We start from the raw sequence: 25,989 nt of genomic DNA on the forward strand, positions 1-25,989 counted from the left end.
GTGTGCCCAGGAGCATGTCAGCGGACCAGGAAACAAGCAAGCATGCTTGCATTGTTTGAGGCCTCCGACTCCACGGCCGGGCCGGGACCGGCTGCTAGCCTCCGCCGATGACTGACGAACCTCGCACCGCGGGTGTGCGTTTCGACGACAACAGGCTTGTCCTGCAGCAGCATCGGGATGATTCCGGCATCTACTACTCCTTCCCGGGCGTCGGCCTGAGTTCCGCCCCGGGCTCCTTCCGCACCGACGGCCGGACCGCCGAGGGCACATCGGCCGCGCTCTCCCTGACCGAGGCGCTGCACGCCCGGATCCGCCCGGTCGGCACGGCGGAGAACGTCCTGCGCGCGTGGTCGCAAGGAGCTCCCCCGCAGGACACGGCCGCCCTGGACGACCCGACGACAGCCGAACCGACCCGGGTCCGCGGCGGCGCGATCGTCATCCGCGACCGCCGGATGCTACTGATCCACTTCCCCGGGGACGACGGCTGCCATTACGAGATCCCTGGCGGCGGCGTCGAAGCCGGCGAGACACCCGAGGTGGCGGCGGTCCGCGAACTCCGGGAGGAGACCGGCCTGCACGGAACGGTCGTACGCGAGGTGGCCCGGATCTGGCGGGGCGGCACCCGGGGCCACTACTTCACGATGGAGGCGGACGGCGAGGTGGGCGCACCGGAGACCCTGGACAACTACGGGGGCGCCCCGGCCTGGGTACCGGTCTCCGAACTGCCCACCACCCCGCTCTGGCCCCGCCGCCTGTCCTGGCGGATCGCCCACTGGCACACCGCCGGCTGGCCGACGTCTCCGGCGGAACTGGCGGATTCGGTCTGGGACCTGGACGCGGCCTGCGGGTGGTGACGGCAGACCCTAGGAGTCCGCCTTCGTGCGGCGGCCGGCGCCCACCTGGCTGCGGACCGCGCCCATGCTCGCCCCGATGACCAGCGCGATCGCCAGCGCGTCGGTGGCGGTCAGGGCCTGGTCGAGGATGAGGAATCCGGCCGTCGCCGCGATGGCCGGTTCCAAGCTCATCAGTACGGCGAACGTGTGCGCGGGCAGCCGGCGCAGCGCCATCAGTTCCAGGGTGTACGGGAGCACCGAGCTCATCAGCGCCACCGCCGCGCCCATCGCCAGTGTCGACGGGACCACCAGTTTCGCGCCCGATTCCAGGATGCCCAGCGGAAGTGACAGCACTGCGGCGACCACCATCGCCAGGGCCAGACCGTCGGCCTGCGGGAAGCGGCGGCCGGTGCGGGCACTGAAGACGATGTACGTCGCCCACATCGCCCCCGCACCCAGCGCGAACGCCGCGCCGAGCGGGTCCAGCCGGTCGAAGCCCCCGCCGCCCAGCAGGAACACCCCGCCCAGCGCGAGCCCCGCCCAGACGAGGTTGATCAGGCGACGGGAGGCGATCACCGAGAGCGCCAGCGGGCCGAGCACCTCCAGGGTGACGGCCGCACCCAGCGGAATGCGGTCGAGAGCCTGGTAGAAGAGCATGTTCATGGCGCCCATGGCGATGCCGAACGCGACCACCGTGCCCCAGTCTGCCCGCGAGTGACCGCGTAGCTTCGGACGGCAGACGACCAGCAGCACGACCGCGGCGACCACCAGCCGGAGCGTGACCACTCCGAGCGCACCGGCCCTCGGCATCAGCAGGGCCGCGACCGCCGAGCCGAACTGCACGGAGAGGCCGCCCGCGACCACCAGGGCCACCGGCGCGAGCGCCGCCCTGCGGCCGCCGGGACGCACCGGACGCGCGGAGCCCGCCCCGTCGAGGGCGGACACCGCCTCCGGTACGGCGACGGCTGCTGCGGCCGGCTCTGCGGCACTGCGCTGGTCGTTCACGTGGCGGCCTTCGTCCTCGAGGGGCTGAGTGGGATCGAGTGCACTGTATTGCACTTCATGATTGAAGATACTGCACTCTTGTGGCGTGGATGTTTTCTTTACCGTAGAGACCTCCGCGCGGCGCGTGAAATGCCGAATGCGCTCCCGTTATGCTGCCGACGCATGAGCACAGGACAGGGCCGCGGCGTCGAGCTGCGCCACTTGCGGGCCTTCCTCGCCGTCGCCGACGCGGGCAACGTCACCCGCGCCGCGGCCGCGCTCCGGCTCACCCAGCCCGCCGTCTCCCGCACCCTCGCCGCCCTTGAGCAGCATCTCGGTGTCCGGCTCGTGGACCGCTCCACCCATCACCTCGCCCTGACCCCCGAGGGCGTCGTCTTCCGCGACAAGGCGGCCGCCGCGGTCGCCGCCTTCGACGAGGCGGTCGACTCCGGTGGCCTGCGCCACTGGCCACTGCGGCTCGGACACGCCTGGTCCGCGTTCGGCCCGTACACCACACCGCTGCTCCGCAGCTGGCAGGAGCGGTACCCGGAGACCCCTCTCGAACTGCTGCGGATCGACGACCGCACGGCCGGGCTCACCCGCGGCGAGGTCGACGCGGCATTGCTGCGCGGGCCCGTCGACGCGCCGGGGCTCGTCACCGAGGTGCTGTTCAGCGAGGACCGGGTGGCGGCGGTGACCGCGGACGGACCCCTCGCCGCACACGCCACGCTCCGCCTCGCCGATCTGGCGGACGGCACGGTCGTCCTCAACACCGTCTCCGGCACCACCACGGTCGGCCTGTGGCCGCCGCACGCCCGCCCCGCCGCCACCCTCACCGTCGCCAACACCGACGACTGGCTGACCGCCATCGCCGCCGGGCGCGGCTCCGGGGTGTCGGTCTCCTCCACCGCCGACATGCATCCGCACGCCGGGGTCGCGTACCGCCCGCTCGTCGACGCCCCGACCGTGCCGCTGTTGCTCGCCCGCCGCGACGCACCCGGCCACCCGGCGCTGCCGAAGCTCGCCGCGATGGCCCGCGAGATCATCGGGGAAGACATCACCGGTTAAGGGAATTTCCCCGCCCGGCAAGGCAGTTGGGGTGCTTTGAAAGCCGGACACAGGCCGGCCGCCATCTGGGGGATCACCTTGCCGAACGACATCACCGTGCACGGCACGGTCGCACCGGGCTTCGAAGGCGTACGGGAGACCTACACCGCCGTACTCGCCGAGGACACCACCGAGCCCGGGTCCCAGCTCGCGGTGCGGCTGCACGGCCGGACGGTCGTCGATCTCTGGGCCGGGGACGGGATCGAGGCCGATTCACTGCTCGCCGTGTACTCGTCCACCAAGGGCGCCGCGCACCTGGTCGTCGCGCTGCTGGTCCAGGACGGCGTTCTCGACCTGGACCGTACGGTCGCCTCCTACTGGCCCGCTTTCGCCGCCGAGGGCAAGGACGCGCTGACCCTGCGGCAGTTGCTCGCGCACGCCTCCGGAGCGATCGGGGTGGAGGGCGGGTTCAGCGACGAGGAGCTGGCCGACGACCGGCTGCTCGCCGCCCGGCTGGCGGAGCAGAAGCCGTTCTGGACGCCCGGTACGGCGTACGGGTATCACGGCCTGGTGATCGGGGCCCTCACCGGTGAAGTGGTGCGCCGGGTCACCGGGCGGTCGATCCAGGAGCTCTTCGAGGAGCGGATCAGGGCCCCGTACGGGCTGGACTTCTTTCTGGGGCAGCCCGAGGCGCTCGAAGCACGCTACGTCGCCGTCCGGCCGATGGCGCCCACGCCGGAGCAGGCAGCCGCACTCGCGCTCGACGCGATCGATCCGAAGAGCCTCAGGGCCGTCGCATTCAACTACCCGACCGACCTGATCACGTGGATCAACGAACCGTCCGTGCGGGCGCTCGGCCCGGCCTCGGTGGGTGGTGTGGGATCGGCGCGCGGGCTGGCCGGGATGTACGAGGCCGCCATCTCGGAGGTGGACGGCCGGGCTCCGCTGCTCAAGGCGGAGACGCTCGCCGAGTTCACCCGGCTGCACGCGGTGGGCACCGACCTGGTGACCGGCGAGGAGGACCACTTCGGCCTCGGCTTCGAGCGGCCGGCCGTGCGGTATCCGTCGCTGGGCGAGAGGGCGTTCGGGCACTGCGGCGCGGCGGGGTCGCAGGCGCTTGCCGATCCGGCCAGTGGGGTGGCGTACGGGTACACGCGGCGGCGCTATGCCTTTCCCGGCGGGGCGGCGCCGGAGAACGAGCGGTTGGTGGCGGCGGTGGTGCGGGCGGTCGCCACGCGCTGACAGCGCGTGGGGCGGGGATGTTCCGCTCCCCACCCCGCCCCTTCCCGAACCCGGAACTCCGCCCCCGGGCCTCCTTGCTCGATCGCCGCACGGGCTCGGGCGCTGCCGCGGGCACGTGGGTCAGATCGGGTGGGTGTCGGTACCCTTCAGGCCTTCTGCCAGCAGCTCCGCCAGGTGTCTCGACCGCACGCCTGCCAGCTGTGCCAGCTGGGTCCGGCAGGAGAAGCCGTCAGCCAGGATGTCCGTGCCGGGTTCCGCACTCCGTACCGACGGCAGCAACTGCTCCTCCGCGCATGCCACCGACACCCCCCAGTGGCCCCGTTCGAAACCGAAGTTCCCCGCCAGTCCGCAGCAGCCACCGGCCAGCTCCCCGTCCAGTCCGGCGCGTTCGCGCAGCCGTCGTTCCGCCGCGTCGCCCAGGACCGCGTGCTGGTGGCAGTGGGTCTGGCCGGCGACCGGGCGGTCCAGGCGCGGCGGTTGCCAGTCGGGGGCGTACTCCTCCAAGTACTGCGCCAACGTGCGTACGGATGCCGCAAGTTCGGTGGCGCGGGGGTCGTCGGGGAGGAGTTCCGGGAGGTCCGTACGGAGGGTGGCGGCGCAGCTCGGTTCGAGGACGACGAGCGGGTCGCCGAGGGAGGGCCCCATCCGGTCCAGCGTGCGGCGCATGACCCTGCGGGCCTTGTCCAGCTGGCCCGTGGATACGTAGGTGAGCCCGCAGCACACACCCCGCCCCGGATGCACGGCTGTCCGGCCCGCCGCCTCCAGGACCCGGACCGCCGCCCTGCCGACCTCCGGGGAGAGATGGTCGGTGAAGGTGTCCGGCCAGACCGCCACCACCCGGTCGCCCGACAGGAGTACCGGACCCCGGCGCCTGCGCTTGGCCGCCCACCGGGTGAACGTCTCCCCCGCCAGAACCGGAATCGTCCGCTCCGCAGCAACGCCCGCGAGCCGTTTCGCCAGTGCGGCGAGCGGGCGGATCCGGGCCAGCGCGTTCAGCACGGGCGCGAACGGGGCCGCGAGCCGCAGCCACCCCGGCAGCCGGCCCATCACGTAGTGGGCGGCGGGGCGCAGCCGCCGCCGGTAGTGGTGGTGCAGGAACTCCGCCTTGTACGTGGCCATGTCCACGCCCACCGGGCAGTCGCTGCGGCATCCTTTGCAGGACAGGCACAGGTCGAGCGCGTCCCGGACCTCCTTCGACCGCCAGCCGTCCGTGATCACCTCACCCGCGAGCATCTCGTGCAGCAGCCGGGCCCGGCCACGGGTGGAGTGCTCCTCCTCGCCGGTCGCCCGGAACGACGGGCACATCACGCCCGCACCCGGCGGCTGCGCCGTACGGCACTTCGCGACGCCGACACACCTCCGTACGGCGGCCGAGAAGTCGCCGTCGTCGTGCGGGTAGCCGAAGGTGACGTCCACCGGGCGCCTCGGCAGGACGTCGAAGCGGAGGTTCTCGTCGAGGCGGGCCGGTCGGGCGAGCATCCCGGGGTTCATGCCGCCGTCGGGGTCCCAGAGATCCTTGAACCGACCGAAGAGCGCGACGAGTTCGTCCCCGTACATGCGCGGAAGCAGCTCGGCCCGGGCCTGCCCGTCGCCGTGTTCCCCGCTCAGTGAGCCGCCGTGCGCGACGACGAGCGTGGCCATCTCCTCGGAGAAGCTGCGGAACCGGGCCACGCCGTCACCGCTCAGGAGGTCGAAGTCGATCCGCACATGGATGCAGCCGTCGCCGAAGTGCCCGTACGGTGTGCCGCGCAGTCCGTGGGCGGTGAGCAGGGCGCGGAATTCGCGCAGGTAGGGGCCGAGGCGGGCGGGCGGCACGGCGCAGTCCTCCCAGCCGGGCCAGGCCTCGCTGCCGTCGGGCATCCGGGTCGCGGTGCCGGATGCGTCCTCCCGGATGCGCCACAGGGCGCGCTGCCCGGCCGGGTCGGTGACGACGGTCGCGTCCACCGCGTCGGCCGCCCGCAGGATCTGTTCCGCGCGTGCCCGTGCCTCGGCCGGGGTGGCGCCACCCGTCTCGACGAAGAGCCAGGCTCCGCCGCGCGGCAGACCGGCCGGTTCGCGTACCAGATCGGCTGCCATGCCCTCGACCGTCAGCGGGCAGTACGGAAGGAGGCCGGGGGCGGCTTCGGCGGCCGCCGACTCGTCGGCGTACCCGAGTACGGCGAGGGCGCGGCCCTCGGGGGCCTCGACCAGCCGTACGGTCGCCTCCGTCACCACCCCGAGCGTCCCCTCGCTGCCGCAGAAGGCGCGGGCGAGGTCCGGTCCGCGCTCCGGGAGCAGGGCGTCGAGGGCGTACCCGGAGATCCGGCGCGGCAGCTCGGGGAAGCCGGTGCGCAGCAGGGCGAGATGGCTGTCGGCCAGTTCGCGCAGCCCGGCGGGGGCGCCGTCCCAGCGGCCCCGGCCCAGCCGCAGTGTGTCGCCGCCGTAGCGGGCGACGGTCAGGGCTTCGACGTTGTCGGCCGTGGTGCCCCAGGCCACCGAGTGCGAGCCGCAGGAGTTGTTGCCGATCATCCCGCCGAGCGTGCAGCGACTGTGCGTGGACGGGTCCGGGCCGAACGTGAGGCCGTACGGTGCGGCGGCCCGGCGCAGGTCGTCCAGGATCACGCCGGGCTGGACGACGGCCGTGCGGGCCCCGGCGTCCAGCTCCACGATCGACCGAAGATGGCGGGTGAGGTCCAGGACCACACCGGTGCCGGTGGCCTGCCCGGCGATCGAGGTCCCGCCGCCGCGCGGCACCACTGGCACCTCGTGCGCACGGCAGACGGCGAGCGCGGCGACGATGTCGTCGGCGTCGCGCGGGGCGACGACGCCGAGCGGTACACGACGGTAGTTGGAGGCGTCCATCGTCATCAGCGCCCGTGCGGTGGCGTCGAACTCCACCTCTCCGCGCACCGCGCCGGAGAGGGCCCGCACAAGAGAGGTCCGCGTCTGCTCGTCGGTCATACGCCCAGGATGCCGCCGATCGTCCCGCCGACCTGGCCACTGGAGCCGCCACCCCTCGCGTTTCCCCTGAATACGTCAGTACGTCGGAATACGTCGGAATACGTCAGCCCTGCGGTCGCATACGTAACAAAGAAAGCCGCAAGCGCTTCCCAAACAGATCGTCAATTCTCATATAGTGACCTCGACTTGATTAGGAATTATCAGCTCCAGTTACGCCTTCACCCTCTCCCGTGCCGAAGTGTCCCGATCCGCCCTGTCCGTCACCGTCCGCCCCAAGGACTCCGCTTGCGCTCCTCATCCCGGCCGACCGCACTGGCCCTGCTGGTCTCGGCGGCCGTCACCGGTTCCTGCTGCCTGTGGGCGGTCGGCGCCGCCCCCGCCTCGGTAAGGACCCCGCTGGCCTGGGGGGCGGGCGCCGCCGCCGTGCTCCTTTCGGTCGCCGTGGCCGCCGCCGTGCACGCCCGGGCCACCATGCGCCTGCTGCGCGCGCGTCACGCGGCGCAGGCCGAGCGGTTCACCGCGGAGACCTCGCGGCTGGTGTCGTCGTCCGCGGCCGAGGCCCAGCGGTTCACCGCGGAGACGGCCAGGATCAAGGCCGCCGCCACGGCCGAGACCGCCCGGATCGCCGAGCAGGCGGCCGCCGAGACCGCCCGGCTGGGCGCCGACGTGGAACAGCTGACCGCCCGCGCGGCCCGCAGCGCCACCGAGCGCTCCGCCGCGGTCGCCGCGTGCGCCAATGCCGCGGGCCGGATGCAGGCCCTGGCCACGAGCATGCTCGCCGACCTGCGTGAGATGGAGCACCGGCACTCCGCCGAGGACATCCTCGGCGATCTGCTGCATCTGGACCACCGCACCGCCCAGGTCGGCCGGGTGGCCGACTCCATCGCCGTACTGACCGGTGCCCGCTCCGGGCGTCGGTGGGCGAAGCCGATCGTGATGGAGTCCATCCTGCGCGGTGCGATGGGCCGGATCGGCGGCTATCAGCGGGTACGTCTCCACTCGACCAGTGATGTCGCGATCGCCGGTCACGCCGCCGAGGGCGTCATGCACGCCCTCGCCGAACTCCTCGACAACGCTGCCAACTTCTCGCCGCCCACCGCGGAAGTCCATGTGTACGTCGAGGAGGTGCCGGCCGGTGTCGTGCTGACGGTCGAGGACAGCGGCCTGGTGATGAGCGATGTTCAGTTGCGGCGCGCCGAACGCGCGGTGTCCGCCACCGACCAGGACCTGACCGGCCTGTCGGGCACCCGGCTCGGCCTGGCCGTCGTCGGCCGACTGGCCCGTAAGCACGGTCTGACGGTGTCGTTCCGGCCGTCCGCGCGGGGCGGCACGGGGGCATTGATGATGCTCCCCCAGGAGCTCATCACCCGGACCCCGGTGAGCGTCCCCGCACCCGCCCCGGCCGACCCGGCGACCCACGCGCCGGCCGCCCGGCCGGAACCCGCCCACGACGCGGCGGACACGGCGCCGAAGGCCGACACCGGCACCGAGCCCGGGACGGACACCGGCGCCGGCATCGAGCCCGAGCCCGTCACCGGCGACAGCGGACTGCCCAGGCGCACCCGCGGCCGCACCCTCGCCGCCGCCGAGGCCCGCGCCCGGACCGACGGCGCCGACGCAACTCCCCGGCCCCGTACCGCCGACCCCAAGGAACAGGGAGCGCGCTTCAGCAGCTTCCGCCAGGCTGTACGGCCCAATTCCCCGCACCCGGAAGGCAACACCCGATGACCGCGACCACCGACGAGAAGCTCAACTGGCTGCTGGAGGGGCTCCTGGAGCGCACCCCCGGTACCCGGCATGCCCTCGTCCTGTCCAGGGACGGCCTCAAGCTGTGCCGCACCCCCGAGCTCTCCGTCGACCAGGCCGACCAGCTGGCCGCGATCTCGGCCGGCATCCAGAGCCTGTCGCACGGCGCGTCCGTCGAGTTCGGCGACGGCACCGGCGGCGTACGGTCCGCGATGGCCGAGTTCTACGGCGGCGTGCTGTTCATCGTCGAGGCGGGCGCGGGCGCCCATCTCGCGGTCGTCGCCTCCGAGGACGCCGATGTCGGCCTCATCGGGCACAACATGAGCGAACTCGTCGAGCAGCTCGGCGAGCACCTCAGCGCCCCGCCGCGCTCCCCCTCGGACCCGGCCGCCACCGTCGACGCGACCGCCGACGTATGACCCGCCCCCGACCCGGCCGGGACGACGGTCCGGACCGGCTGTACACCCTCACCGGTGGCCGCAGCCGGTCCGATTCGGACGCGTTCGACCTGGTGACGCTGGTGGTCTCCGAATGCGAGCCGTCCCCCGGCATGCAGTCGGAGCACGTCACCATCCTGCGCATGTGCGAGCGCCCCACCGCGGTCGTGGAGATCGCGGCGGGCCTCGGCCTGCCGGTCAGCATCGTCCGGATCATGCTGTCCGATCTGCTGGACACCGGCCGGATCAGCGCCCGTCACCCCCGTACCGCCCGTGTCGCGGACCGGTTCCCCGACCCCGACATCCTGGAACAGGTGCTCGTTGGACTCCGTAACCTCTGACCGTTCCGCCCTGCAGGCGACGGCCGACAACGGACTGAAGATCGTCGTCGTCGGCGGCTTCGGGGTCGGCAAGACCACCATGGTCCGTTCCGTCAGCGAGATCCGTCCGCTGAACACGGAAGAGACCATGACCCGCGCGGGCGAGACCGTCGACCGTCTCGACGGAGTGCACGCGAAGTCGTCCACGACCGTCGCCTTCGACTTCGGCCGGATCACGCTCGACGAACGCTCGGTGCTGTACCTGTTCGGCGCCCCCGGTCAGGAACGCTTCTGGTTCCTGTGGGACCGTCTGTTCTCGGGCACGCTCGGCGCCGTCGTCCTCGTCGACACCCGCCGGCTCGCCGACTCCTGGTACGCGATCGACCGCCTGGAGCACCACGGCACGCCGTTCATCGTGGCGTGCAACGACTTCGGCGGCCCGCTCCACACCGAACAGCAGATACGTGAGGCGCTCGACCTCTCGGACGACGTACCCCTGGTGGAGTGCGACGCCCGGGACCGTTCGTCGAGCAAGTACGTACTGATCACGCTGGTCGAGCACCTCCATGCGCTCGCGCAGGGCAAGGTGCCCGCCCCGTCCGCCACCCGTCCGGGGACCGCGCCGGAACCCGCACCGCAGAAGACCCCGGAGCCCAGCTCGTGACCCAGCCCCCGGCGCCCCCCGCCGGCTGCCCCGTCCCGCACGGCCCCGCGCCGCTCTCCGGCCCCCGGTTCCAGACCGAACCGACCCGGCTGTACCGGGAGATGCGTCGAGACCACGGAGCCGTGGCGCCTGTCGTCCTCGACGGCGACGTACCCGCCTGGCTCGTCCTCGGCTACCGCGAACTGCACCAGCTGACCAACGACCCGGTGCTGTTCAGCCGCGACTCCGACCTGTGGAACCAGTGGGACCGGATCCCGGACGACTGGCCTCTGCTGCCGATGATCGGCCGGAAGCAGCCGTCGATCCTGTACACGGTCGGACCGCGCCACACCGAGCGCGCCGCGATGATCAGCAATGCGCTGGAGGCCGTCGACCCGTTCGCGCTCAAGCGGTACGCGGAGGACTTCGCGGACACGCTCATCGACCGGTTCTGCTCCAAGGGCGGGACCGACATCATCGCCGACTACGCGATGCTGCTCCCGGCGCTCGTCCTGGCGAAGATCTACGGCTTCGGCAGTGACACCGGATTCGCGCTCGTCGGCTCGATCAACGACATGATCGACGGCAGGGAGCGGGCCCTCGCCGGGCAGCAGCACCTCGCCTCGTCCATGATCCAGTTGCTGGTCGACAAGCACGCCGAGCCCGCCGACGACGTCGCCACCCGGATGCTCGCCGACCCCGGCGGCTTCACCGACGAGGAGATCGTCCAGGACCTGATGGTCATGATGGCCGCGGGCCACCAGCCGACCGCCGACTGGATGGGCAACTCGCTGCGGCTGATGCTCACCGACGACCGGTTCGCCGCGTCCCTGTCGGGCGGCCGGCACAGCGTCGCCGAAGCGATGAACGAGGTCCTCTGGGAGGACACCCCGACGCAGAACGTGGCGGGCCGCTGGGCGTCGCGCGACACCCACCTCGGCGGCCGCCACATCCAGGCGGGCGACCTGCTGCTGCTCGGCATCGCCGCCGCCAACGGGGATCCGCAGGTCCGCACCGACGGCTCGTCACTGACCGGTGGCAACAACGCGTTCCTCTCCTTCGGCCACGGCGAGCACCGCTGCCCGTTCCCGGCCCAGGAGACCGCCGAGGTCATCGCCCGCACCGGCATCGAGGTGCTGCTGGACCGGCTGCCTGACCTCGACCTCGCCGCCCCCGCCGAAGACCTGACCCGGCGCCCGTCACCGTGGCTGCGTGGCCTGACCGACCTGCCCGTGACGTTCACTCCCACTCCCGCCCTTGGAGGCCATTGATGACCCGGATCGCGCTTGACCCCTTCGTCGCCGACCTCGACGGCGAGAGCGCCCGGCTGCGCGCGGCGGGCCCGCTCGCCGAGGTGGAGCTGCCCGGCGGGGTGCACTGCTACGCGGTCACCCACCACGCCGAGGCGCGGCAGCTGCTCACCGACAGCCGGGTGGTCAAGGACATCAACGTCTGGACCGCCTGGCAGCGTGGCGAGATACCGATGGACTGGCCGCTGATCGGCCTCGCCAACCCGGGCCGTTCCATGCTGACGGTCGACGGCGCGGACCACCGCCGGCTGCGCACCCTGGTCGCGCAGGCACTGACCGTTAAGCGGGTGGAGCGGCTGCGGGCCGGCATCGAGGCGCTGACGACGGCGAGCCTGGACCGGCTCTCGGCGCTGCCCCGGGGCGAGCGGGTCGACCTGAAGGCGGAGTTCGCGTACCCGCTGCCGATGAACGTGATCAGCGAGCTGATGGGCGTGGACGGTGCCGACCACCCGCGGCTGAAGGAGCTCTTCGAGAAGTTCTTCTCGACGCAGACGCCGCCGGAGGAGGTCCCGCAGATGATGGCGGACCTCGGCGCCCTCTTCACGAAGATCGTCGACGCCAAGCGCGAGAACCCGGGCGACGATCTGACGAGCGCGCTGATCGCGGCCTCCGAGAACGGCGACCACCTCACCGACGAGGAGATCGTCAACACCCTGCAGCTGATCATCGCGGCGGGTCACGAGACGACGATCAGCCTGATCGTGAACGCGGTCGTCGCCCTCCAGACCCACCCCGAGCAGCGCAAGCAGGTACTCGGCGGGGAGGTGCCGTGGGAGAACGTGATCGAGGAGACCCTGCGCTGGAACACCCCGACCTCGCACGTGCTGATCCGGTTCGCCACCGAGGACGTCGAAGTCGGCGACAAGGTGCTGCCGAAGGGCGAGGCGCTGATCGTCTCCTTCGGTGCGCTCGGCCGCGACGAGGCGCAGTACGGGCCGACCGCCGGTGACTTCGATGTCACCCGCTCCCCCAACCGCCACATCGCGTTCGGCCACGGCCCGCATGTGTGCCCCGGGGCGGCGCTGTCGCGGCTGGAGGCGGGGGTGGCGCTGCCCGCGCTGTACGAGCGGTTCCCGGATCTGGAGCTCGCCGTCCCGGCCTCCGAGCTGCGGAACAAGCCGATCGTCACCCAGAACGACCTGCACGACCTGCCGGTCGAGCTGGGCTGATCCACCGTTCGAGGTGTTCCACAGGCCGGAGTGGGTGTCTCATCCGACGGACACGGTCCTCGACCGTGTCCGTCAGGTACTACGCTCCGGTTCGTGGCCGATATCCAGATTCCCGCTGACATCAAGCCCTCCGACGGACGCTTCGGCGCCGGTCCTTCCAAGGTGCGGACGGAGGCGCTCGACGCGCTGGCCGCCACCGGAACGTCTCTTCTCGGTACGTCCCACCGCCAGGCCCCGGTCAAGAACCTGGTCGGCTCGGTGCGTCAGGGTGTGCGCGACCTCTTCTCCCTCCCCGAGGGCTACGAGGTGATCCTGGGCAACGGCGGTTCCACCGCCTTCTGGGACATCGCGACGCACGGTCTGATCGAGACGAAGTCCCAGCACCTCAACTTCGGTGAGTTCTCTTCGAAGTTCACGAAGGCCGCCCAGCTCGCCCCGTGGCTGGCCGACCCGAGCGTCATCGCCTCCGAGCCGGGCACCCACCCGGAGCCGCAGGCCGAGGTGGGCGTCGACGTCTACGCGTTCACGCAGAACGAGACGTCGACCGGTGTCGCCATGCCGATCAAGCGCGTCGCGGGTGCCGACGAGGGCTCCCTCGTCCTGGTGGACGCCACCTCCGGCGCCGGTGGTCTGCCGGTCGACGTCACCGAGACGGACGTCTACTACTTCGGTCCGCAGAAGTGCTTCGCCGCCGACGGTGGCCTGTGGATCGCCGCGTTCTCCCCGGCGGCCCTGGAGCGCGCCGCGCGTATCCACGCCTCCGGCCGGCACATCCCGGAGTTCTTCTCGCTGCCGACCGCGATCGACAACTCCCTGAAGAACCAGACGTACAACACCCCGGCGCTCGCCACGCTGTTCCTCTTCAACGAGCAGCTGACCTGGCTGAACTCCCAGGGCGGCCTGGACTTCTCGGTCGGCCGCACGGCCACGTCCGCGCGGAACCTGTACGGCTGGGCCGAGGAGTCGAAGTACGCGACCCCGTTCGTCACCGACCCGGCGAAGCGCTCGCAGGTCATCGGCACCATCGACTTCGCGGACGAGATCGACGCGTCGGCGGTCGCCAAGGTGCTGCGTGCCAACGGCATCGTCGACACGGAGCCGTACCGCAAGCTGGGCCGCAACCAGCTGCGTGTCGCGATGTTCCCGGCGATCGACCCGGCGGACGTGCTGGCCCTGACGGCCTGCATCGACTACGTGATCGAGAAGCTGTAACGAGCAGCTGTCCGACGGCGAGGGGCCCTCGGTACGGATCCGTACCGAGGGCCCCTCGCCGTTCCTCACCCCGCCGCCTCCGCCAGGACCGTCCGGAGCCTGCCGATCCCTTCCTCCCACGGTTCGCCGTGACCGCCCTCGCTCCACAGCTCGAGCAGTTCGGACGGCTCGGTCACCACCCGGTCAAGAGCCTGCACCGCAAGGCCTCGCAGCTCCAGGGGAAGCTCCGGAAGTGGCTCGTCCGGCCCGTACGCAGTCGTCACGGGCTCCCCGCCGGGGCACTGCGCGGCCACCAGGGCGGCCGCCGCCACGGCCACGACGGCCTCGTCGGAGTCGAGATAGTCCTGGGTCCCGGCGACGACGGTCAGAGCCTCCCGGATCAGCTCGGCACGCGCGCCCTGCGGCACGTCGTCCAGATCCCCCGAGAAGTCCGCTGCGGTGTCGCTGTCGAAATGACCGATGTCCCAGGCGCCCATGGCGACCCCTCCCTCAGTGATGCGGTTCATCGTGCCAACGACGACTGACAAGAGCCTGTCCCGCTCGTTCACCCGACCGAGTGAACGATCACAAACGGGACATGCGGGGGCATCGTCCTACGCCGATGCTCTCGGCACCACCCATCGGGACGCCCTCGATGTCGGCAGCGGCAGTCGCACACCCCTGAGGGTTGTCCACCCCGGCAGGCAGTCATGCTCCCCGCCTCCATCGGCGCCGAGGTCACCCTCGATGTCGCGGAGCTGCTCGATGCCGGGCAGCACCGGAAGTGACATCCGTGCGGCTCCACCGCCGCTCCCCGTCCTCCCACTCGTCGGTGGGGGCGAGTCCTGCGGCCGCGGCCACCGCCGCCGATGCGGTGTGGTCGGGGTGGATGTGCGCGACGACCGTATGGACCGCGCCCCCGGCCAGCAGGTGCGCCACCAGCCCCGCCGCCGCCTCCTTCGCGTAGCCCAGGCCCTGCCACCGGGTGCCGATCACCCAGGCGATCTCGGCCCGCGGGCCCGCCACCGTGGCCTGGACCCAGCCCGCCAGGCGGCCGTCGGCGCGGACCCGGAGTACCCAGTTCCACCAGTGTTCGGCAGGGTCGGGGGAGCCGGATTCCCAACGGGTGTACCGGGCCCGCAGGGTGTCGAGGTCCTCCGGGGCGCCGCCCGTGTACGTGTGCAGGGCCGGGTCGGCGAGAACCGTCGCCATCTCCTCGGCGTGCGCGGCTCGCAGCGGAGTTGCGTCGAGCCGCTCGGTGGAGAAGGCCTCGGGCCCGTGGTTCGTCATAGCGCCCGACCCTACGTGCGGCGCTTGCCGATGGCTTCGGGTGCGGTCCGTCAGCCGCGCTTGCGGCGCCGGTTCATGAAGACGAGTGCGCCCACCGCTGCGAGCAGCGCCGCTCCGACCAGCGTGCTGCCCTTCATCTCACGGCCGCCCGCGCCGCCGGCCGACGACGCGCCTCCGCCGTCCTTCGACGGCGACTTGGAGTCGCTGCCGTTTCCGCGCGCTCCTGCGACGTCCACCCGGACCACCTCGCTCCGCGCGCCTTCCGAGCCGAACATCAGCGCCGAACCGTCCGCCGTGTACGTCACGGACTCGGACTGCCCCTGCAGCGGCGCGTCCACACGGTGGTCGGCGCCGAGCCGGCCGTCCTCGAACGCGTAGCCACGGGCGCTGAAGTAGGACCGCAGCACCAGTTCCTTGCCGTCCGGCGAGAACGTCCCGTCCGTCACCCACGGCACCTCCCCGACCCGCCGGAACACATTGGTCCGGCCGGTGGTGAGCCGTGCGGGGCCTTCGTAGAGTCCGCCCCCGCCCTCGTTCTTCGAGGCGATGTAGACGCGGCCGGTCTTCGGGTGGACCATCAGCGCCTCGGCGTTGCGCGCCCCGTCCGCGTACTTCACGTCGAACTGGGTCGCCCGGACCGTCGCGTCCTTCAGCACCTTCGGCTCGGGGAACCGGTAGATCCAGACGTGGTCCCAGCTGCCGTTCAGGTTGTCGCCGATGTCGCCGACGTACAGGTTGCCGTCCGGCCCGAGCGAGATCGCCTCCACGTCGCGCGGCGCGCCGACCCCGCGCATGGTGATCGTCGCGACGGTCCTCCCGGTCCGGGAGTCCACGGCGTAGATGTACGGACCGTCCTCGCTGTCGTTGTGCGTCCAGTAGATGCCCGGGTGGGCCTGGCTCGCGGCGAGGCCGCTGGACTCGGTGATCCGGGGGTCCTCGATCGTGAAGCTGCGGTCGGCAGCTCCGTCGTCGGCCGTGGCCGGGGCAGCGGTCACGGCCGCGCCGGCGAGGACGAGCAGCGCGGCGGCGCCGGAGACAGTCAGATACGAACGCATGGGGTCAAGTGTCCATCGTCACGTCGCAGCCCGGCGCGTTGATCCGCCATGATGTCGCCATGCGTTTCATGTTCGTCGGCGATTCCATGACCATCGGGCGCGCCGGCGACTTCACCTGGCGCTACCGCATGTGGCAGCACCTCGAAGCGGCCTTCGACGGCCCTTACGAGATCGTCGGCCCGCGCACCGAGCTGTACGACACCGCGACGAACACCCCGGTCTCGTACGCCTACGGGGACCCGGGGTTCCCCGCCGAGGCCCGCCGCCATCTGGCGGGCTGGGGCGAGGGGTGGCTGCACATGGCCCCGGTGATCGCGGACACGGTCACCGCGACCCGTGCGGACGTGCTGCTCGTCTCGCTCGGCCTGATAGACCTCGGGTTCTACACGGACAGCGAGCAGACCGCCCTGAACGTAAGGGCGTTCATCAAGGCCGCCCGCACCGCCGCACCGCACATCAGGGCCGTGCTCCTGCCGGTGATACCGAACGTCCGGGCCGAGTCCGATACCCCGTTCGCCGCCGAGTGCGACCGCTTCAACGAACTGCTCGCGAAGGCCGTCGCCGATCTCGACGCGCCGACGTCCCCGATCCTGCTGGCGTCGCGCCCGGCCACGTACGACATCCACACGGACACCTACGACGGTACGCACCCCGGCCCCACCGGCGAACAGAAACTGGCCGCGGCGTTCGCCGACGCGATGCACCAGGCGTGGGGCCTGGGCGCTCCCTACATGTCGAGCCCGTCCGGCGATCATCGAGGACAACTGCGAACCGTCACGGCGAGCCCAGCATGATCAGGGAGAGCCGGGTCAGCTCATCGGTCAGCCAGTCGGGCGTGACCTGGCGCGGACGCCGGCCGTGGTGGGCGAGGAGTTCGTCGACCGAGTGGGTCATCACCATGACGGCGACCCGCTGGTCGCCGTCCCCCACCTCACCCCGCTCCGCGGCGCGCTCGGCCTCGCAGGTCAGGAACTCCGACCACATCGTCCGCCACATCGCGAGGTGTTCGTCCACCGTGCGGCTGACGCCCAGCACTTCGACGAATGCCACGCGTGCGGCGCGCGGATCGGCCGTGACGGCCCGCACATAGGCGTCGAAGAGGCGACGGAACCGTTCCTCGGTCGAGCACTCGTCCATGCCGTCGGAGAGCAGGACCGCCTCGGACGCGCGCAGTCCGCGGGTCGCCACCTCGTCGTACAGTGCGATCAACAGCGCCTCGCGTGAGGTGAACTGCTGGGAGAAGGCCCGGACCGGCACCTTGGCCTCGGCGCAGAGCTGCTCGACGGTCGTGTTCGCGTAGCCGTAGGCGGCGAACAGCGCCCGTCCGGCCCGCAACAGCCGTCCACGCCACTGCGCACGGTCCTCGGCGATCGCATGGACCGTCCCGACCGGCCCGACCACCTCGCCCGTCCCCGTTCCACGGCTCACCAGGGCATCCACCACAGGTCCTCTTTCGTCGGCCCCGACATCCCGGCTCGGGGCGGCAACCCAGGAAACGCCGCCATTCTCCCCGTTTCGTCGCACAAGCGGAGGATCCGCCACGCCTTCGACGCCCGCCGATCGACAGGCGCTCCGAGTCCGCCCCAACTCCGTTCGCCCGCCGCACTCCTGCCGACACGGCCCCGTCCTTCCGGCGGCAGGAAGCGGAGTTGTCACTTCCGCCGTGACCGGCCCCTGGTCGGCAGGCGCCCTTTCCGCCACCGCCTGGCCGGACTTCCTCCCGTACGCCGTGCGGCAGTAGGGGCCGGGCGGCGCCGGAGGCCGCGTCGTGGGCTGTCGGACCCGCTCCGTAGGGTGTTGGCATGTCCACCGAGTCGCCCCTGATCCAGAGCATGCGGACCGCTGTCGCCGCGGCTCCCACCGATGTCCCTCTGCGCCTGCATCTCGCCGAGCTGTTGCTCGGTGAGGGTCTGAGCGAGGCCGCGGTCGCCGAGGCCGCCGTGGCGTTGCAGCACGCACCCGGGGACATGGGGGCGCGGACGCTCATGATGCGGGCGATGGGCCTGCCCGCACCGGCTGCCGAACAGCCGGGGCCGGAGCCGATTCCGGAGAAGCCCCGGGCGCAGGAGCCGGCACCGGAGGTGCCCGCCGCCCCCGCCCCGCCCACCGGCTTCGACTGGGCGGCCGCCGAGAACGAGGTCGCGGACGCCGTACCGCCACGGTTCGTGACCCCCGGCCCCACCTCCACCGCCCCCGAGGCACCGCTCGCCGCGGACGGCGGCGGCGACCCGGGGGACGCCACGGCCTGGGAGGTCGACACCCCCGGCACCGTCACACTCGCCGACGTCGGCGGCATGAAGGAGATCAAGGAGCGCCTCGAAGCCGCGTTCCTCGCCCCCATGCGCAATCCCGAACTGGGCAGGCTGTACGGGAAGAGCCTGCGGGGCGGGCTGTTGATGTACGGGCCGCCCGGCTGCGGGAAGACGTTCATCGCACGGGCCGTCGCAGGTGAGCTCGGGGCGAGCTTCATGTCCGTGTCGATCAACGACGTCCTCGACATGTGGATGGGCAACTCCGAGCGCAACATGCACGAGGTCTTCGAGACCGCCCGCCGCCAGGCGCCGTGCGTGCTGTTCCTGGACGAGGTGGATGCGCTGGGAGCCAAGCGCAGTCGCATGCAGCACGGCGGGATGCGCAACACCGTCAACCAGTTGCTCACCGAGCTCGACGGCGTCGGCGGGGCCAACGAGGGCGTGTTCGTGCTCGCCGCGACCAACGTCCCCTGGGACGTGGACATCGCGCTGCGACGGCCCGGCCGGCTCGACCGCACCCTGCTCGTCCTGCCGCCGGACGCGCCCGCGCGTGAGGCGATCCTCCGCTACCACCTGCGCGACCGGCCGATCGAATCCGTCGACCTGGGCAAGCTGGTCAAGGTCACCGAGGATCTGTCGGGCGCCGATCTGGCCCACCTCTGCGAATCCGCGTCGGAGCGCGCGCTGCTCGACTCGACCCGTACCGGGGTGGTCCGGATGATCAACATGAAGGATCTGCTGGGTGCGGCGAAGGAGATCCGGCCGTCCACCGATCCCTGGTTCGCCTCGGCGCGCAATGTCGCGATGTTCGCCAACGAGGGTGGAATGTATGACGAGTTGCTCGCCTACCTGAAGAGGAAGCGCAAGCTGTGACCACGGCCGAGCACCCTCTGGCCGCGCAGGCGGCCGCCCTCATCGGCCTGGACCGGCTGGACGAGGCGAAGGCCCTGCTGGCCAGGCGCCTCGCCGAGGACCCCGAGGACTTCCGGGCCTGGGTGCGGCTGGCGCGCTGCCATCTGCGCGAGCGGGAGTTCGAGGACGTCGTCACCACGACCGGCGAGGCACTGCGGATCGCCCCGCAGGACTGCGACGCGTGGATCGTGCGGACGTACGGGCTGCGCAGGACCGGTCGTCGGGACGAGGCGCTCGCGGCGGCCCAGGAGGCGGTGCGGATCGCCCCGCAGTCGTGGCAGGCGGTCATCGCGCTCTCGGAGGCGGTCAGTGCCTGGCAGCCGCGCTGGCCCGAGGTGCTCGAGCTGGCGCAGACGGCGGTCCGGATGGCCCCCGAGGAGCCGGAGGTGTACCAGGGGCTGTGGAAGGCGGCGCTGCTCAACGGGGCCTTCGACGTGCGGGACCATGCGATCCGCGAGACGCTGCGGCTCGACCCGACGAGTGCCTGGGCGCTGCGTGAGCTCGCCGAGAAACAGGCCGCCGCGCCCGGCACGGGGCCCGAGCGGCGGGCGGAGGTGTACGCGTCCGCGCTGGCCGCCGACCCCGGTTCCGACAGCATGCGCATGGGGCTGGACCGGGCCGTGTTCCAGATGCTGCGCGGCACCCGGTGGCTCGCCGTGCTGAGTCTGGTGCTGGCGGGTGCCGCGATCAACCTGTTCCCGTCCGACGGGGACGGGCCCGATCTGCCGCTGCCGATCGGTACCCGGCTGTACGCACTGGCGCTGATCGGGGTGGTCTGGGCGTTCGGCGCGTGGCGGCGCTACCGGAAGCTGCGCGCGGGGGTGCAGCTGAGTGTCCGGTCGCTGTTGCGGCGGATGTTCTGGGCGCGGCTGGTGCTGGTGCAGGCGGCGGTGGGGACGCTGTGCGCGGTGGTCGTCATGGCGGTGCCGTGGACGGACCGTGGTGTTCCGCAGGTGCTGTTCTGGCTGGGACTCGGGCCGACGCTGCTGACGATCTGGTTCGACCGTCCGCGCACGCGGTAGCTCAGCGGGCCAGCCGGCCGAGGAGCGAACCTGCGGCGACGATGCCGACGAGCGCCGCAAGGGCGAGGATGGCGAAGTCGAGCCCCAGGTGGGCCGGTGTACCGATGAGCAGCCCGCGCAGGGCGTCGACCTGGTAGCTCAGCGGGTTCACCCTGCTGATGGCCTGGAGCCAGCCCGGCATCAGGGCGACCGGGTACAGCGCGTTGGAGGCGAAGAACAGCGGCATGGTGATGGCCTGGCCGATGCCCATCAGCCGGTCGCGGGTCAGGACGATGCCGGCGATCGACATCGACAGGCAGGAGAAGAACGCCGAGGCGAGGACGACGACCACGACCACGCCGAGCAGACGCAACGGGTTCCAGGTCATGCCGACACCGATCAGCGCGGCGATCACGATGACGACCGCCGCCTGGATCACGGCCTTCACCCCGGCGGCGAAGGCCTTGCCGGTCACCAGGGCGGTCCGGGGCGTCGGTGTGACCATGAGCTTGGTCAGGACTCCTGAGTCCCGCTCCCAGATGATCATGATGCCGTAGAAGATCGCGATGAACATGGCGGACTGGGCGATGATGCCGGGCGCCAGGAAGTCGAGATAGGGGACGCCGCCGGTCGGGATGGCGTGGATACGGGAGAACGTCACGCCGAAGATGAGCAGCCAGAGTGCCGGCTGCACGGCACGGGTGTAGATCTCGGTACGGTCGTGGCGCAGCTTCTGCATTTCGACGACGCACATCGCGGCGACGCGCGCGGGGACGACGCGCCAGCCGGTGCGGGACGGCGGCGGGTCCAGCAGGAGAGAGAATCGCTCGTCGGGTGAGCCGGGTTCAGCCGAGGCGTGATGCGGTGCGACGGGTACGGCGGACATCGCGGAACGCCCCCTTCCCTTCGTCGGAACCTGAGCCGGGGCCGGAGCCCGAGCCGCGGTCGTCCAGACCGCTTCCGGAGTGGTACCGGAAGACGTCCTCCAGCGTCGGCGGCGGCAGGGCGGTCTCGCCGGACTCCCGGCGGTGCTCGATCAGTTCGGCCTTGAGCTCGGCGGGCGTGCCGAGCGCCCGGAGCCTGCCGAGGTGCATGAGGGCCAGCCGGTCGCAGCGCTGATCGGCCTCGTCCATGGAGTGGGTGGTGACCAGCACCGTCATCCCGGTGCCGGTCCGGATCTCCGTGATGCGGTCCCAGACACTGTCGCGCGCGATCGGGTCCAGGCCGATGGTCGGTTCGTCCAGGATCATCAGCCGGGGTGCGCTGACCAGGGCCTGGGCCAGTTCTAGGCGGCGCACCATGCCACCGGAGTAGGTGGCCGCGAGCCGGTGCGCCTGGGCGCCGAGGCCGACAGCGTCCAGCGCCTGTCCGACGCGCGCCGCGCGCCGGCGGCGGGGCACGTCGAAGACGCGGGCGAAGAGGGCGACGTTCTCCCGGCCGGTGAGGCCGGCGTCGGCCGACAGCTGCTGCGGTACGTAACCGAGCAGGCGCCGTACGGCCATCTTCTGCCGGGCCGCGTCATGACCGAGGACCTCGATGACCCCGGACGGCACGGGCAGCAGGGTGGTGATCGCGCGCATGGTGGTCGTCTTGCCCGCGCCGTTGGGCCCGAGCAGGCCGAAGACCTCGCCGGGGCGGACCAGCAGGTCCAGCCCGTCGACGGCTTTCGACGTACCGAAGGAATAAGTCAGACCGGTACAGCTGAGAGCGGGGGTCACGGGGGCTCCTCCCCTTCGCGCAATGAGTCCGCGAGTCTGCGCAGTGACGGGAGCGCGGCGGTCAGCGCGGCCCGGTCGGCCGCGTCGAGCTTCGCGACGTGTTCACGGAAGAGCGCGTCGCGCCGGGCACGCCACTCCCACAGCCGCGCGACGCCTGCCGGGGTCGGGTACAGCAGCGCGGCACGCCCGTCGCCGGGGTCGGTCTCGCGACGCAACAACCCCTCCATGACCAGGCGATTGACCAGGGTGCTGACGGAGTTGGCCGCGAGGCAGAGGTCGTGCGCCGCCGCCGAGACACGTATGCCGGGCTCGGCGGCCACCACCCGCAGCAGTTCGGCGTGTGCCCCGCGCAGCCTGGGAGCCGGCAGGTCGCTCCACAGTCGTCGCCGGGCGAGCCTCTGGATGCGGGGCAGAAGTCCGGCGAGCTCATCCGGTAGATCACCCGCCGCCATACGTCCATTTTATCTCTGTAGGCGAGGTATCGGCCGGGTGTGATGACCGCCGTGTGCGATTGCCGCGGTCCGACCGGCGGAATCGGGTGCGCTGCGAACTCTCCGCTGCATATACGTACGACAGGGCCGGCCGGCTACGTACGACACGGCCGGCCGGCGGTCACGGGCATGAACACGCCCGCACTGCCGACGGGCGGGCCGTCGCCCCACCCCGTCGGCGGCTTCGAACGGGCGGGCCTCAATCGGCGAGCGCACCCATGGGGTCCCAGGCCGGCAGGACGATCGGCGGCTCGTCGAGGGCGGCGACCAGTTCCGGCGGCAGTGCGGAGCGCCGCACCGCGACCTCGAAGACGTGCTCGCCGAACCATGAGTCGTTCATGGTCCAGAACCCCTTGTCGGCCTTCTCGTCGCCCCAGCTGTTCTCGACCCGCCAGCGGCGCGGAGCGCCGTCGACCACGTCCACGCCGGTCAACAGCATCGCGTGCGTCATCTGGGTCTCGTGGTGGATGAGCCGTGCCGCCTTGTCCAGCTCGAACGACGTGTCGTAGACGGCCTCGTAGTCGAACAGATCGGCGTCCCAGATCCCGAGGTCCGCACGCATCATCCGGGCCACGTCGCAGCCGAACCACACCGGCTCGCCGCCGACTACGGCGTCCATGCTGAGACGCTTCAGCAGGTCCATCTCCACGTTCAGGTAGACCACCGGCGGAGCTTCGACGACGTTGCCCAAGTACTCGACGGTGAAGGTGCGGCCGACCGGACTCGACTCCCTCGGGTCATGGACGATACAGACGTAGTCGTCGAGGGGTATCTGCACGTACGACTTCGCGAACTCGGCCGGCGTCATCCAGCCCGCGCGGTGGAACTCCTGGTCCTTGTCCCGCCACTGCCACAGAAACCGCTGCGGCGGTGTACCGAGGTGGATGCTGAGTACGCGGTGGACGGCGGCCAGCACCGCTCGCTTGTGCACGCGCTGCGCCTCGGCCCCCTCGGCAACCGTTCGGCGCAGATCCCGGGCACCCCGGCGGAGCAGGCTCTTCAGGGCCCGGTTCATCGGTCCCGTCGCCGACGAGCTGTCCGTCTCCGGCATCGCCGACTTCGGCACCAGACCGTGCTTGGCGACCAGCGCCACGAACATGTTCCACTGGCCGCCGTCGCTGATGGGGTCCCCGAGCAGGTGCGCCACCGTCCGGTCGTCGACGTCTCGGTCAGAGGTCTCGATGATGGCCTCGAGGAAGTGGTTCGCCCGCTCGAACTTGTCCCACCAGAGCAGGTAGTTCTGGGAGAACTCGAAGTCCTTCACACCGAGCTTCTGTGCGGCGCCGACACGCAGCAGGTTGAGCCCGGCGAACATCCAACAGCGTCCGCTCTTCTTCTGGTTGGTGACTTTCCAGTCGTCCAGGTGGTGGGAGACCGAGTGGTCGACGGCGGTCACGATCCGCCGGTCCAGGGCGATGTCGTCCACGGGCGTCTGGGTCACGGCGTTCTGCATCAGCCGGTTCGCCGGCCGAGAGGCGAACTCCTTCTCGAAGACCTCGAACTGCGCGGGGGTCAGACTGCGGTCGGTGGCCTGATGGGGGTGAGGGTGTCCGAGCGTCACAGTATCCGCTTCCAGTTCTCGAGTCGGCCCGTGATCGCGCGGGCCCGGGGCAGGCGGGAGGGGAAAGCGTTCTCACCGTCGCACGGCCGTTCAGCCGCAGTCAACGGAGTTGCTGCACGATCGACGAGGTGAACTGCCGTGACGTGCCGAGCGCGCACCCGACCGCGCTTTCGGTAACTGTGCGCCGGTCAGTACGTGTCGGCCGGACCCTTACGCCACGACTCACGGCGGGGTGAACGGAGCGGCCCCCGAGCGACCCGTCGGCCACGTGCAGGCCACGGTGCGCTCACCGCTCCGGGAACCGCTCCCCGCACCTGCTGCAGAACACCGGCGCGGGATCGGCCGAGAGACGGCCGCAGTCGGGACAGACCCGGTCCAGCATGCAGGGCCCCTCGCCGCCTTCGTCCGCCGCCGGGGCCTCGGCCGAGGACTTGATCGTCAGGCCCGGACGGCGGCGGTGGACGGTGAGGTACGCCAGGCCGTCCGGTCCGGCCACGAGAGCACGGCGGGAGGTGCGGGGCAACCACAGGACCGTGGTGGCTGCGAGCTCCAGGACCTCTGCGCCCGTGGCCATCCGGCCGCTCCCCGCGACGACGACGAGGAGCACGTCGAGGACGTCCTCCTGATGCTCACCGACTTCGGCGCCCGGCGGCAGACGCACCAGATTGGCATCCATCTCCCGCCCTTGTTCGGCCAGTTGCCAGAGCGCACCACGCCGGTCGGGGGCTGCGGTGGCGAGCAGATCGTCGAGTACGGCGAGGACCCGTGGGGTGGAATTCACGGCAGCCACGCTACGCCCCGCCATAGGGTGAGCCCTTTGGCCCGGACCGGAAGGACGACGCCGCCATGGACCGCGAGCCCCACGCGAAGTACCCCCCGATCGAACCGTACGACCAGGGCATGCTCGATGTCGGTGACGGCAATCTCGTGCACTGGGAGGTCTGCGGCAACCCGGAGGGCAAGCCCGCGCTCGTCGTCCACGGCGGCCCGGGGTCGGGGTGCGGCGCGCACACCCGGCAGTACTTCGACCCGGACCGGTACCGCGTCGTCCTCTTCGACCAGCGGGGCTGCGGCCGGTCGACCCCGCACGCGAGCGACCCTGCCGCCGACATGCGGCACAACACCACCGCCCACCTCATCGCCGACATGGAGCGGCTGCGTGTCCGTCTCGGGATCGAGAAGTGGCTGCTGTACGGGGGGTCCTGGGGGTCGACGCTGATCCTGGCGTACGCCGAGGAACATCCGGAGCGGGTCTCCGAGATCGTGATCCCGGCCGTCACGACGACCCGGCGCAGTGAGATCGACTGGCTGTACCGGGGCGTCGGGAAGATCTTTCCGGAGGCCTGGGACCTGTTCCGGGCGGGCGTCCCGGAGGCCGCCGGGGACGACGGTCTGGTGGCCGCGTACGCCCGGCGGATGGAGAGCACGGACGCTGCGGTACGGGCGAAGGCCACGGCCGACTGGTGTGCCTGGGAGGACGCGGTGCTCTCCCAGGAGACGTACTCGGGGCCGCCCCCCTACAGCGGCCGGCCGGGCAGGGCTCAGCAGGCGCTGGTACGGATCTGTTCGCACTACTTCTCGCACGGCGCCTGGCTGGAGGAAGGGCAGCTGATCCGGAACGCCGGGCGGCTGGCGGGCATCCCGGGTGTGCTGGTGCACGGCCGGTTCGACCTCGGCGGCCCGCTGATCACCGCGTGGGAGCTGGCGAAGGCATGGCCGGACGCGGAGCTGACCGTGATCGACGGGGCTGGGCATCTGGGCGGGCCGGCGACCACCCGGGCGGTCCTGGAGGCGCTGGACCGGTTCGCCGCGCGGTAGTGGACCGGGGGCGGCGCGACACGGGGGCG

Annotated in this window: 25 protein-coding genes; 14 read left to right on the forward strand and 11 right to left on the reverse strand. The window is 71.5% G+C overall.

Annotation, left to right across the window (positions count from 1 at the left end):
- Positions 1–107: 107 nt before the first annotated feature.
- On the forward strand, positions 108–854 hold the full coding sequence (locus OG963_RS21050) for an NUDIX domain-containing protein (protein ID WP_319324214.1): 747 nt from the start codon (positions 108–110) through the stop codon (positions 852–854).
- Positions 855–863: 9 nt separating this feature from the next.
- Here the strand turns inward: OG963_RS21050 and OG963_RS21055 are convergent, their stop codons facing one another.
- Positions 864–1,838 carry a DMT family transporter gene (locus OG963_RS21055; protein WP_093778261.1) on the reverse strand — a complete coding sequence of 325 codons (975 nt, stop codon included), beginning with the start codon at positions 1,836–1,838 and terminating at the stop codon, positions 864–866.
- A gap of 162 nt (positions 1,839–2,000) precedes the next feature.
- Here OG963_RS21055 and OG963_RS21060 point away from each other — a divergent pair, with 162 nt between their 5' ends.
- The gene (locus OG963_RS21060) at positions 2,001–2,885 is read left to right on the forward strand and encodes a LysR family transcriptional regulator (RefSeq protein WP_093778263.1); all 885 of its coding nucleotides are present in this window, start codon (positions 2,001–2,003) and stop codon (positions 2,883–2,885) included.
- Positions 2,886–2,957: 72 nt separating this feature from the next.
- Positions 2,958–4,106 (forward strand): serine hydrolase domain-containing protein, encoded by a 1,149-nt coding sequence (locus tag OG963_RS21065; protein ID WP_371800313.1) that lies wholly within the window; start codon positions 2,958–2,960, stop codon positions 4,104–4,106.
- A gap of 120 nt (positions 4,107–4,226) precedes the next feature.
- Here OG963_RS21065 and OG963_RS21070 read toward each other — a convergent pair whose 3' ends face one another.
- The gene (locus OG963_RS21070; RefSeq protein ID WP_093778265.1) at positions 4,227–7,046 is read right to left on the reverse strand and encodes an FAD-binding and (Fe-S)-binding domain-containing protein; all 2,820 of its coding nucleotides are present in this window, start codon (positions 7,044–7,046) and stop codon (positions 4,227–4,229) included.
- 285 nt (positions 7,047–7,331) lie between these two features.
- Between OG963_RS21070 and OG963_RS21075 the strand changes: the two genes are divergently transcribed.
- The 7 genes from OG963_RS21075 to serC all read left to right on the forward strand — a co-directional run bounded on the left by OG963_RS21075 (position 7,332) and on the right by serC (position 13,883).
- The gene (locus OG963_RS21075; protein ID WP_093778267.1) at positions 7,332–8,774 is read left to right on the forward strand and encodes an ATP-binding protein; all 1,443 of its coding nucleotides are present in this window, start codon (positions 7,332–7,334) and stop codon (positions 8,772–8,774) included.
- Positions 8,771–9,211 carry a roadblock/LC7 domain-containing protein gene (locus tag OG963_RS21080; protein ID WP_093778269.1) on the forward strand — a complete coding sequence of 147 codons (441 nt, stop codon included), beginning with the start codon at positions 8,771–8,773 and terminating at the stop codon, positions 9,209–9,211. The genes OG963_RS21075 and OG963_RS21080 overlap by 4 nt, the downstream gene beginning before the upstream one ends.
- Positions 9,208–9,570 (forward strand): DUF742 domain-containing protein, encoded by a 363-nt coding sequence (locus tag OG963_RS21085; RefSeq protein ID WP_030926577.1) that lies wholly within the window; start codon positions 9,208–9,210, stop codon positions 9,568–9,570. Before OG963_RS21080 ends, OG963_RS21085 begins: the two co-directional genes overlap by 4 nt.
- Positions 9,551–10,213, forward strand: a complete 663-nt coding sequence (locus tag OG963_RS21090) for an ATP/GTP-binding protein (protein ID WP_093778271.1) — start codon at positions 9,551–9,553, stop codon at positions 10,211–10,213. Before OG963_RS21085 ends, OG963_RS21090 begins: the two co-directional genes overlap by 20 nt.
- Positions 10,210–11,463, forward strand: coding sequence for a cytochrome P450 (locus tag OG963_RS21095; RefSeq protein ID WP_371799323.1), 1,254 nt, complete (start codon positions 10,210–10,212; stop codon positions 11,461–11,463). The genes OG963_RS21090 and OG963_RS21095 overlap by 4 nt, the downstream gene beginning before the upstream one ends.
- Positions 11,463–12,671, forward strand: a complete 1,209-nt coding sequence (locus tag OG963_RS21100) for a cytochrome P450 (protein WP_093778273.1) — start codon at positions 11,463–11,465, stop codon at positions 12,669–12,671. Before OG963_RS21095 ends, OG963_RS21100 begins: the two co-directional genes overlap by 1 nt.
- Positions 12,672–12,764: 93 nt before the next feature.
- Positions 12,765–13,883: a phosphoserine transaminase gene (gene serC / locus OG963_RS21105; RefSeq protein WP_093778275.1), complete on the forward strand. Its 1,119-nt coding sequence runs from the start codon at positions 12,765–12,767 to the stop codon at positions 13,881–13,883.
- A gap of 65 nt (positions 13,884–13,948) precedes the next feature.
- Here the strand turns inward: serC and OG963_RS21110 are convergent, their stop codons facing one another.
- The 3 genes from OG963_RS21110 to OG963_RS21120 form a co-directional block, all read right to left on the reverse strand.
- Positions 13,949–14,359: a DUF4259 domain-containing protein gene (locus OG963_RS21110; protein ID WP_093778357.1), complete on the reverse strand. Its 411-nt coding sequence runs from the start codon at positions 14,357–14,359 to the stop codon at positions 13,949–13,951.
- A 241-nt stretch (positions 14,360–14,600) separates the two neighbouring features.
- A complete protein-coding gene (locus OG963_RS21115; RefSeq protein WP_093931104.1) occupies positions 14,601–15,152 on the reverse strand; it encodes a GNAT family N-acetyltransferase in 552 nt (183 codons plus the stop codon).
- Positions 15,153–15,202: 50 nt separating this feature from the next.
- Positions 15,203–16,207, reverse strand: a complete 1,005-nt coding sequence (locus tag OG963_RS21120; protein WP_093778279.1) for a hypothetical protein — start codon at positions 16,205–16,207, stop codon at positions 15,203–15,205.
- Positions 16,208–16,266: 59 nt separating this feature from the next.
- Here OG963_RS21120 and OG963_RS21125 point away from each other — a divergent pair, with 59 nt between their 5' ends.
- Positions 16,267–17,001: a GDSL-type esterase/lipase family protein gene (locus OG963_RS21125; protein ID WP_371799324.1), complete on the forward strand. Its 735-nt coding sequence runs from the start codon at positions 16,267–16,269 to the stop codon at positions 16,999–17,001.
- Here OG963_RS21125 and OG963_RS21130 read toward each other — a convergent pair.
- On the reverse strand, positions 16,982–17,608 hold the full coding sequence (locus OG963_RS21130) for a TetR/AcrR family transcriptional regulator (RefSeq protein ID WP_030926491.1): 627 nt from the start codon (positions 17,606–17,608) through the stop codon (positions 16,982–16,984). The genes OG963_RS21125 and OG963_RS21130 overlap by 20 nt on opposite strands.
- 401 nt (positions 17,609–18,009) lie before the next feature.
- Between OG963_RS21130 and OG963_RS21135 the strand changes: the two genes are divergently transcribed.
- Together OG963_RS21135 and OG963_RS21140 are read left to right on the forward strand one after the other, a co-directional pair.
- Positions 18,010–19,332: a 26S protease regulatory subunit gene (locus OG963_RS21135; protein WP_371799325.1), complete on the forward strand. Its 1,323-nt coding sequence runs from the start codon at positions 18,010–18,012 to the stop codon at positions 19,330–19,332.
- Positions 19,329–20,393, forward strand: a complete 1,065-nt coding sequence (locus OG963_RS21140; protein ID WP_371799326.1) for a tetratricopeptide repeat protein — start codon at positions 19,329–19,331, stop codon at positions 20,391–20,393. Before OG963_RS21135 ends, OG963_RS21140 begins: the two co-directional genes overlap by 4 nt.
- Before the next feature lies 1 nt (position 20,394).
- Here the strand turns inward: OG963_RS21140 and OG963_RS21145 are convergent, their stop codons facing one another.
- The 5 genes from OG963_RS21145 to OG963_RS21165 all read right to left on the reverse strand — a co-directional run bounded on the left by OG963_RS21145 (position 20,395) and on the right by OG963_RS21165 (position 24,923).
- Positions 20,395–21,258 (reverse strand): ABC transporter permease, encoded by an 864-nt coding sequence (locus OG963_RS21145; RefSeq protein ID WP_093778287.1) that lies wholly within the window; start codon positions 21,256–21,258, stop codon positions 20,395–20,397.
- Positions 21,218–22,090, reverse strand: a complete 873-nt coding sequence (locus OG963_RS21150) for an ABC transporter ATP-binding protein (protein WP_371799327.1) — start codon at positions 22,088–22,090, stop codon at positions 21,218–21,220. Before OG963_RS21150 ends, OG963_RS21145 begins: the two co-directional genes overlap by 41 nt.
- On the reverse strand, positions 22,087–22,542 hold the full coding sequence (locus OG963_RS21155) for a MarR family winged helix-turn-helix transcriptional regulator (protein WP_093778291.1): 456 nt from the start codon (positions 22,540–22,542) through the stop codon (positions 22,087–22,089). Before OG963_RS21155 ends, OG963_RS21150 begins: the two co-directional genes overlap by 4 nt.
- 238 nt (positions 22,543–22,780) lie before the next feature.
- Complete coding sequence (locus tag OG963_RS21160; protein ID WP_319324201.1) at positions 22,781–24,142, reverse strand: C1 family peptidase; 1,362 nt, start codon at positions 24,140–24,142, stop codon at positions 22,781–22,783.
- Positions 24,143–24,428: 286 nt separating this feature from the next.
- Positions 24,429–24,923, reverse strand: a complete 495-nt coding sequence (locus tag OG963_RS21165) for a hypothetical protein (RefSeq protein ID WP_371799328.1) — start codon at positions 24,921–24,923, stop codon at positions 24,429–24,431.
- A gap of 65 nt (positions 24,924–24,988) precedes the next feature.
- Here OG963_RS21165 and pip point away from each other — a divergent pair, with 65 nt between their 5' ends.
- Positions 24,989–25,960, forward strand: coding sequence for a prolyl aminopeptidase (pip, locus tag OG963_RS21170; protein WP_371799329.1), 972 nt, complete (start codon positions 24,989–24,991; stop codon positions 25,958–25,960).
- Positions 25,961–25,989 lie beyond the last annotated feature (29 nt).

The sequence above is a fragment of the Streptomyces sp. NBC_01707 genome, from assembly GCF_041438805.1.
In the GTDB taxonomy this organism is placed as follows: Bacteria; Actinomycetota; Actinomycetes; order Streptomycetales; family Streptomycetaceae; genus Streptomyces.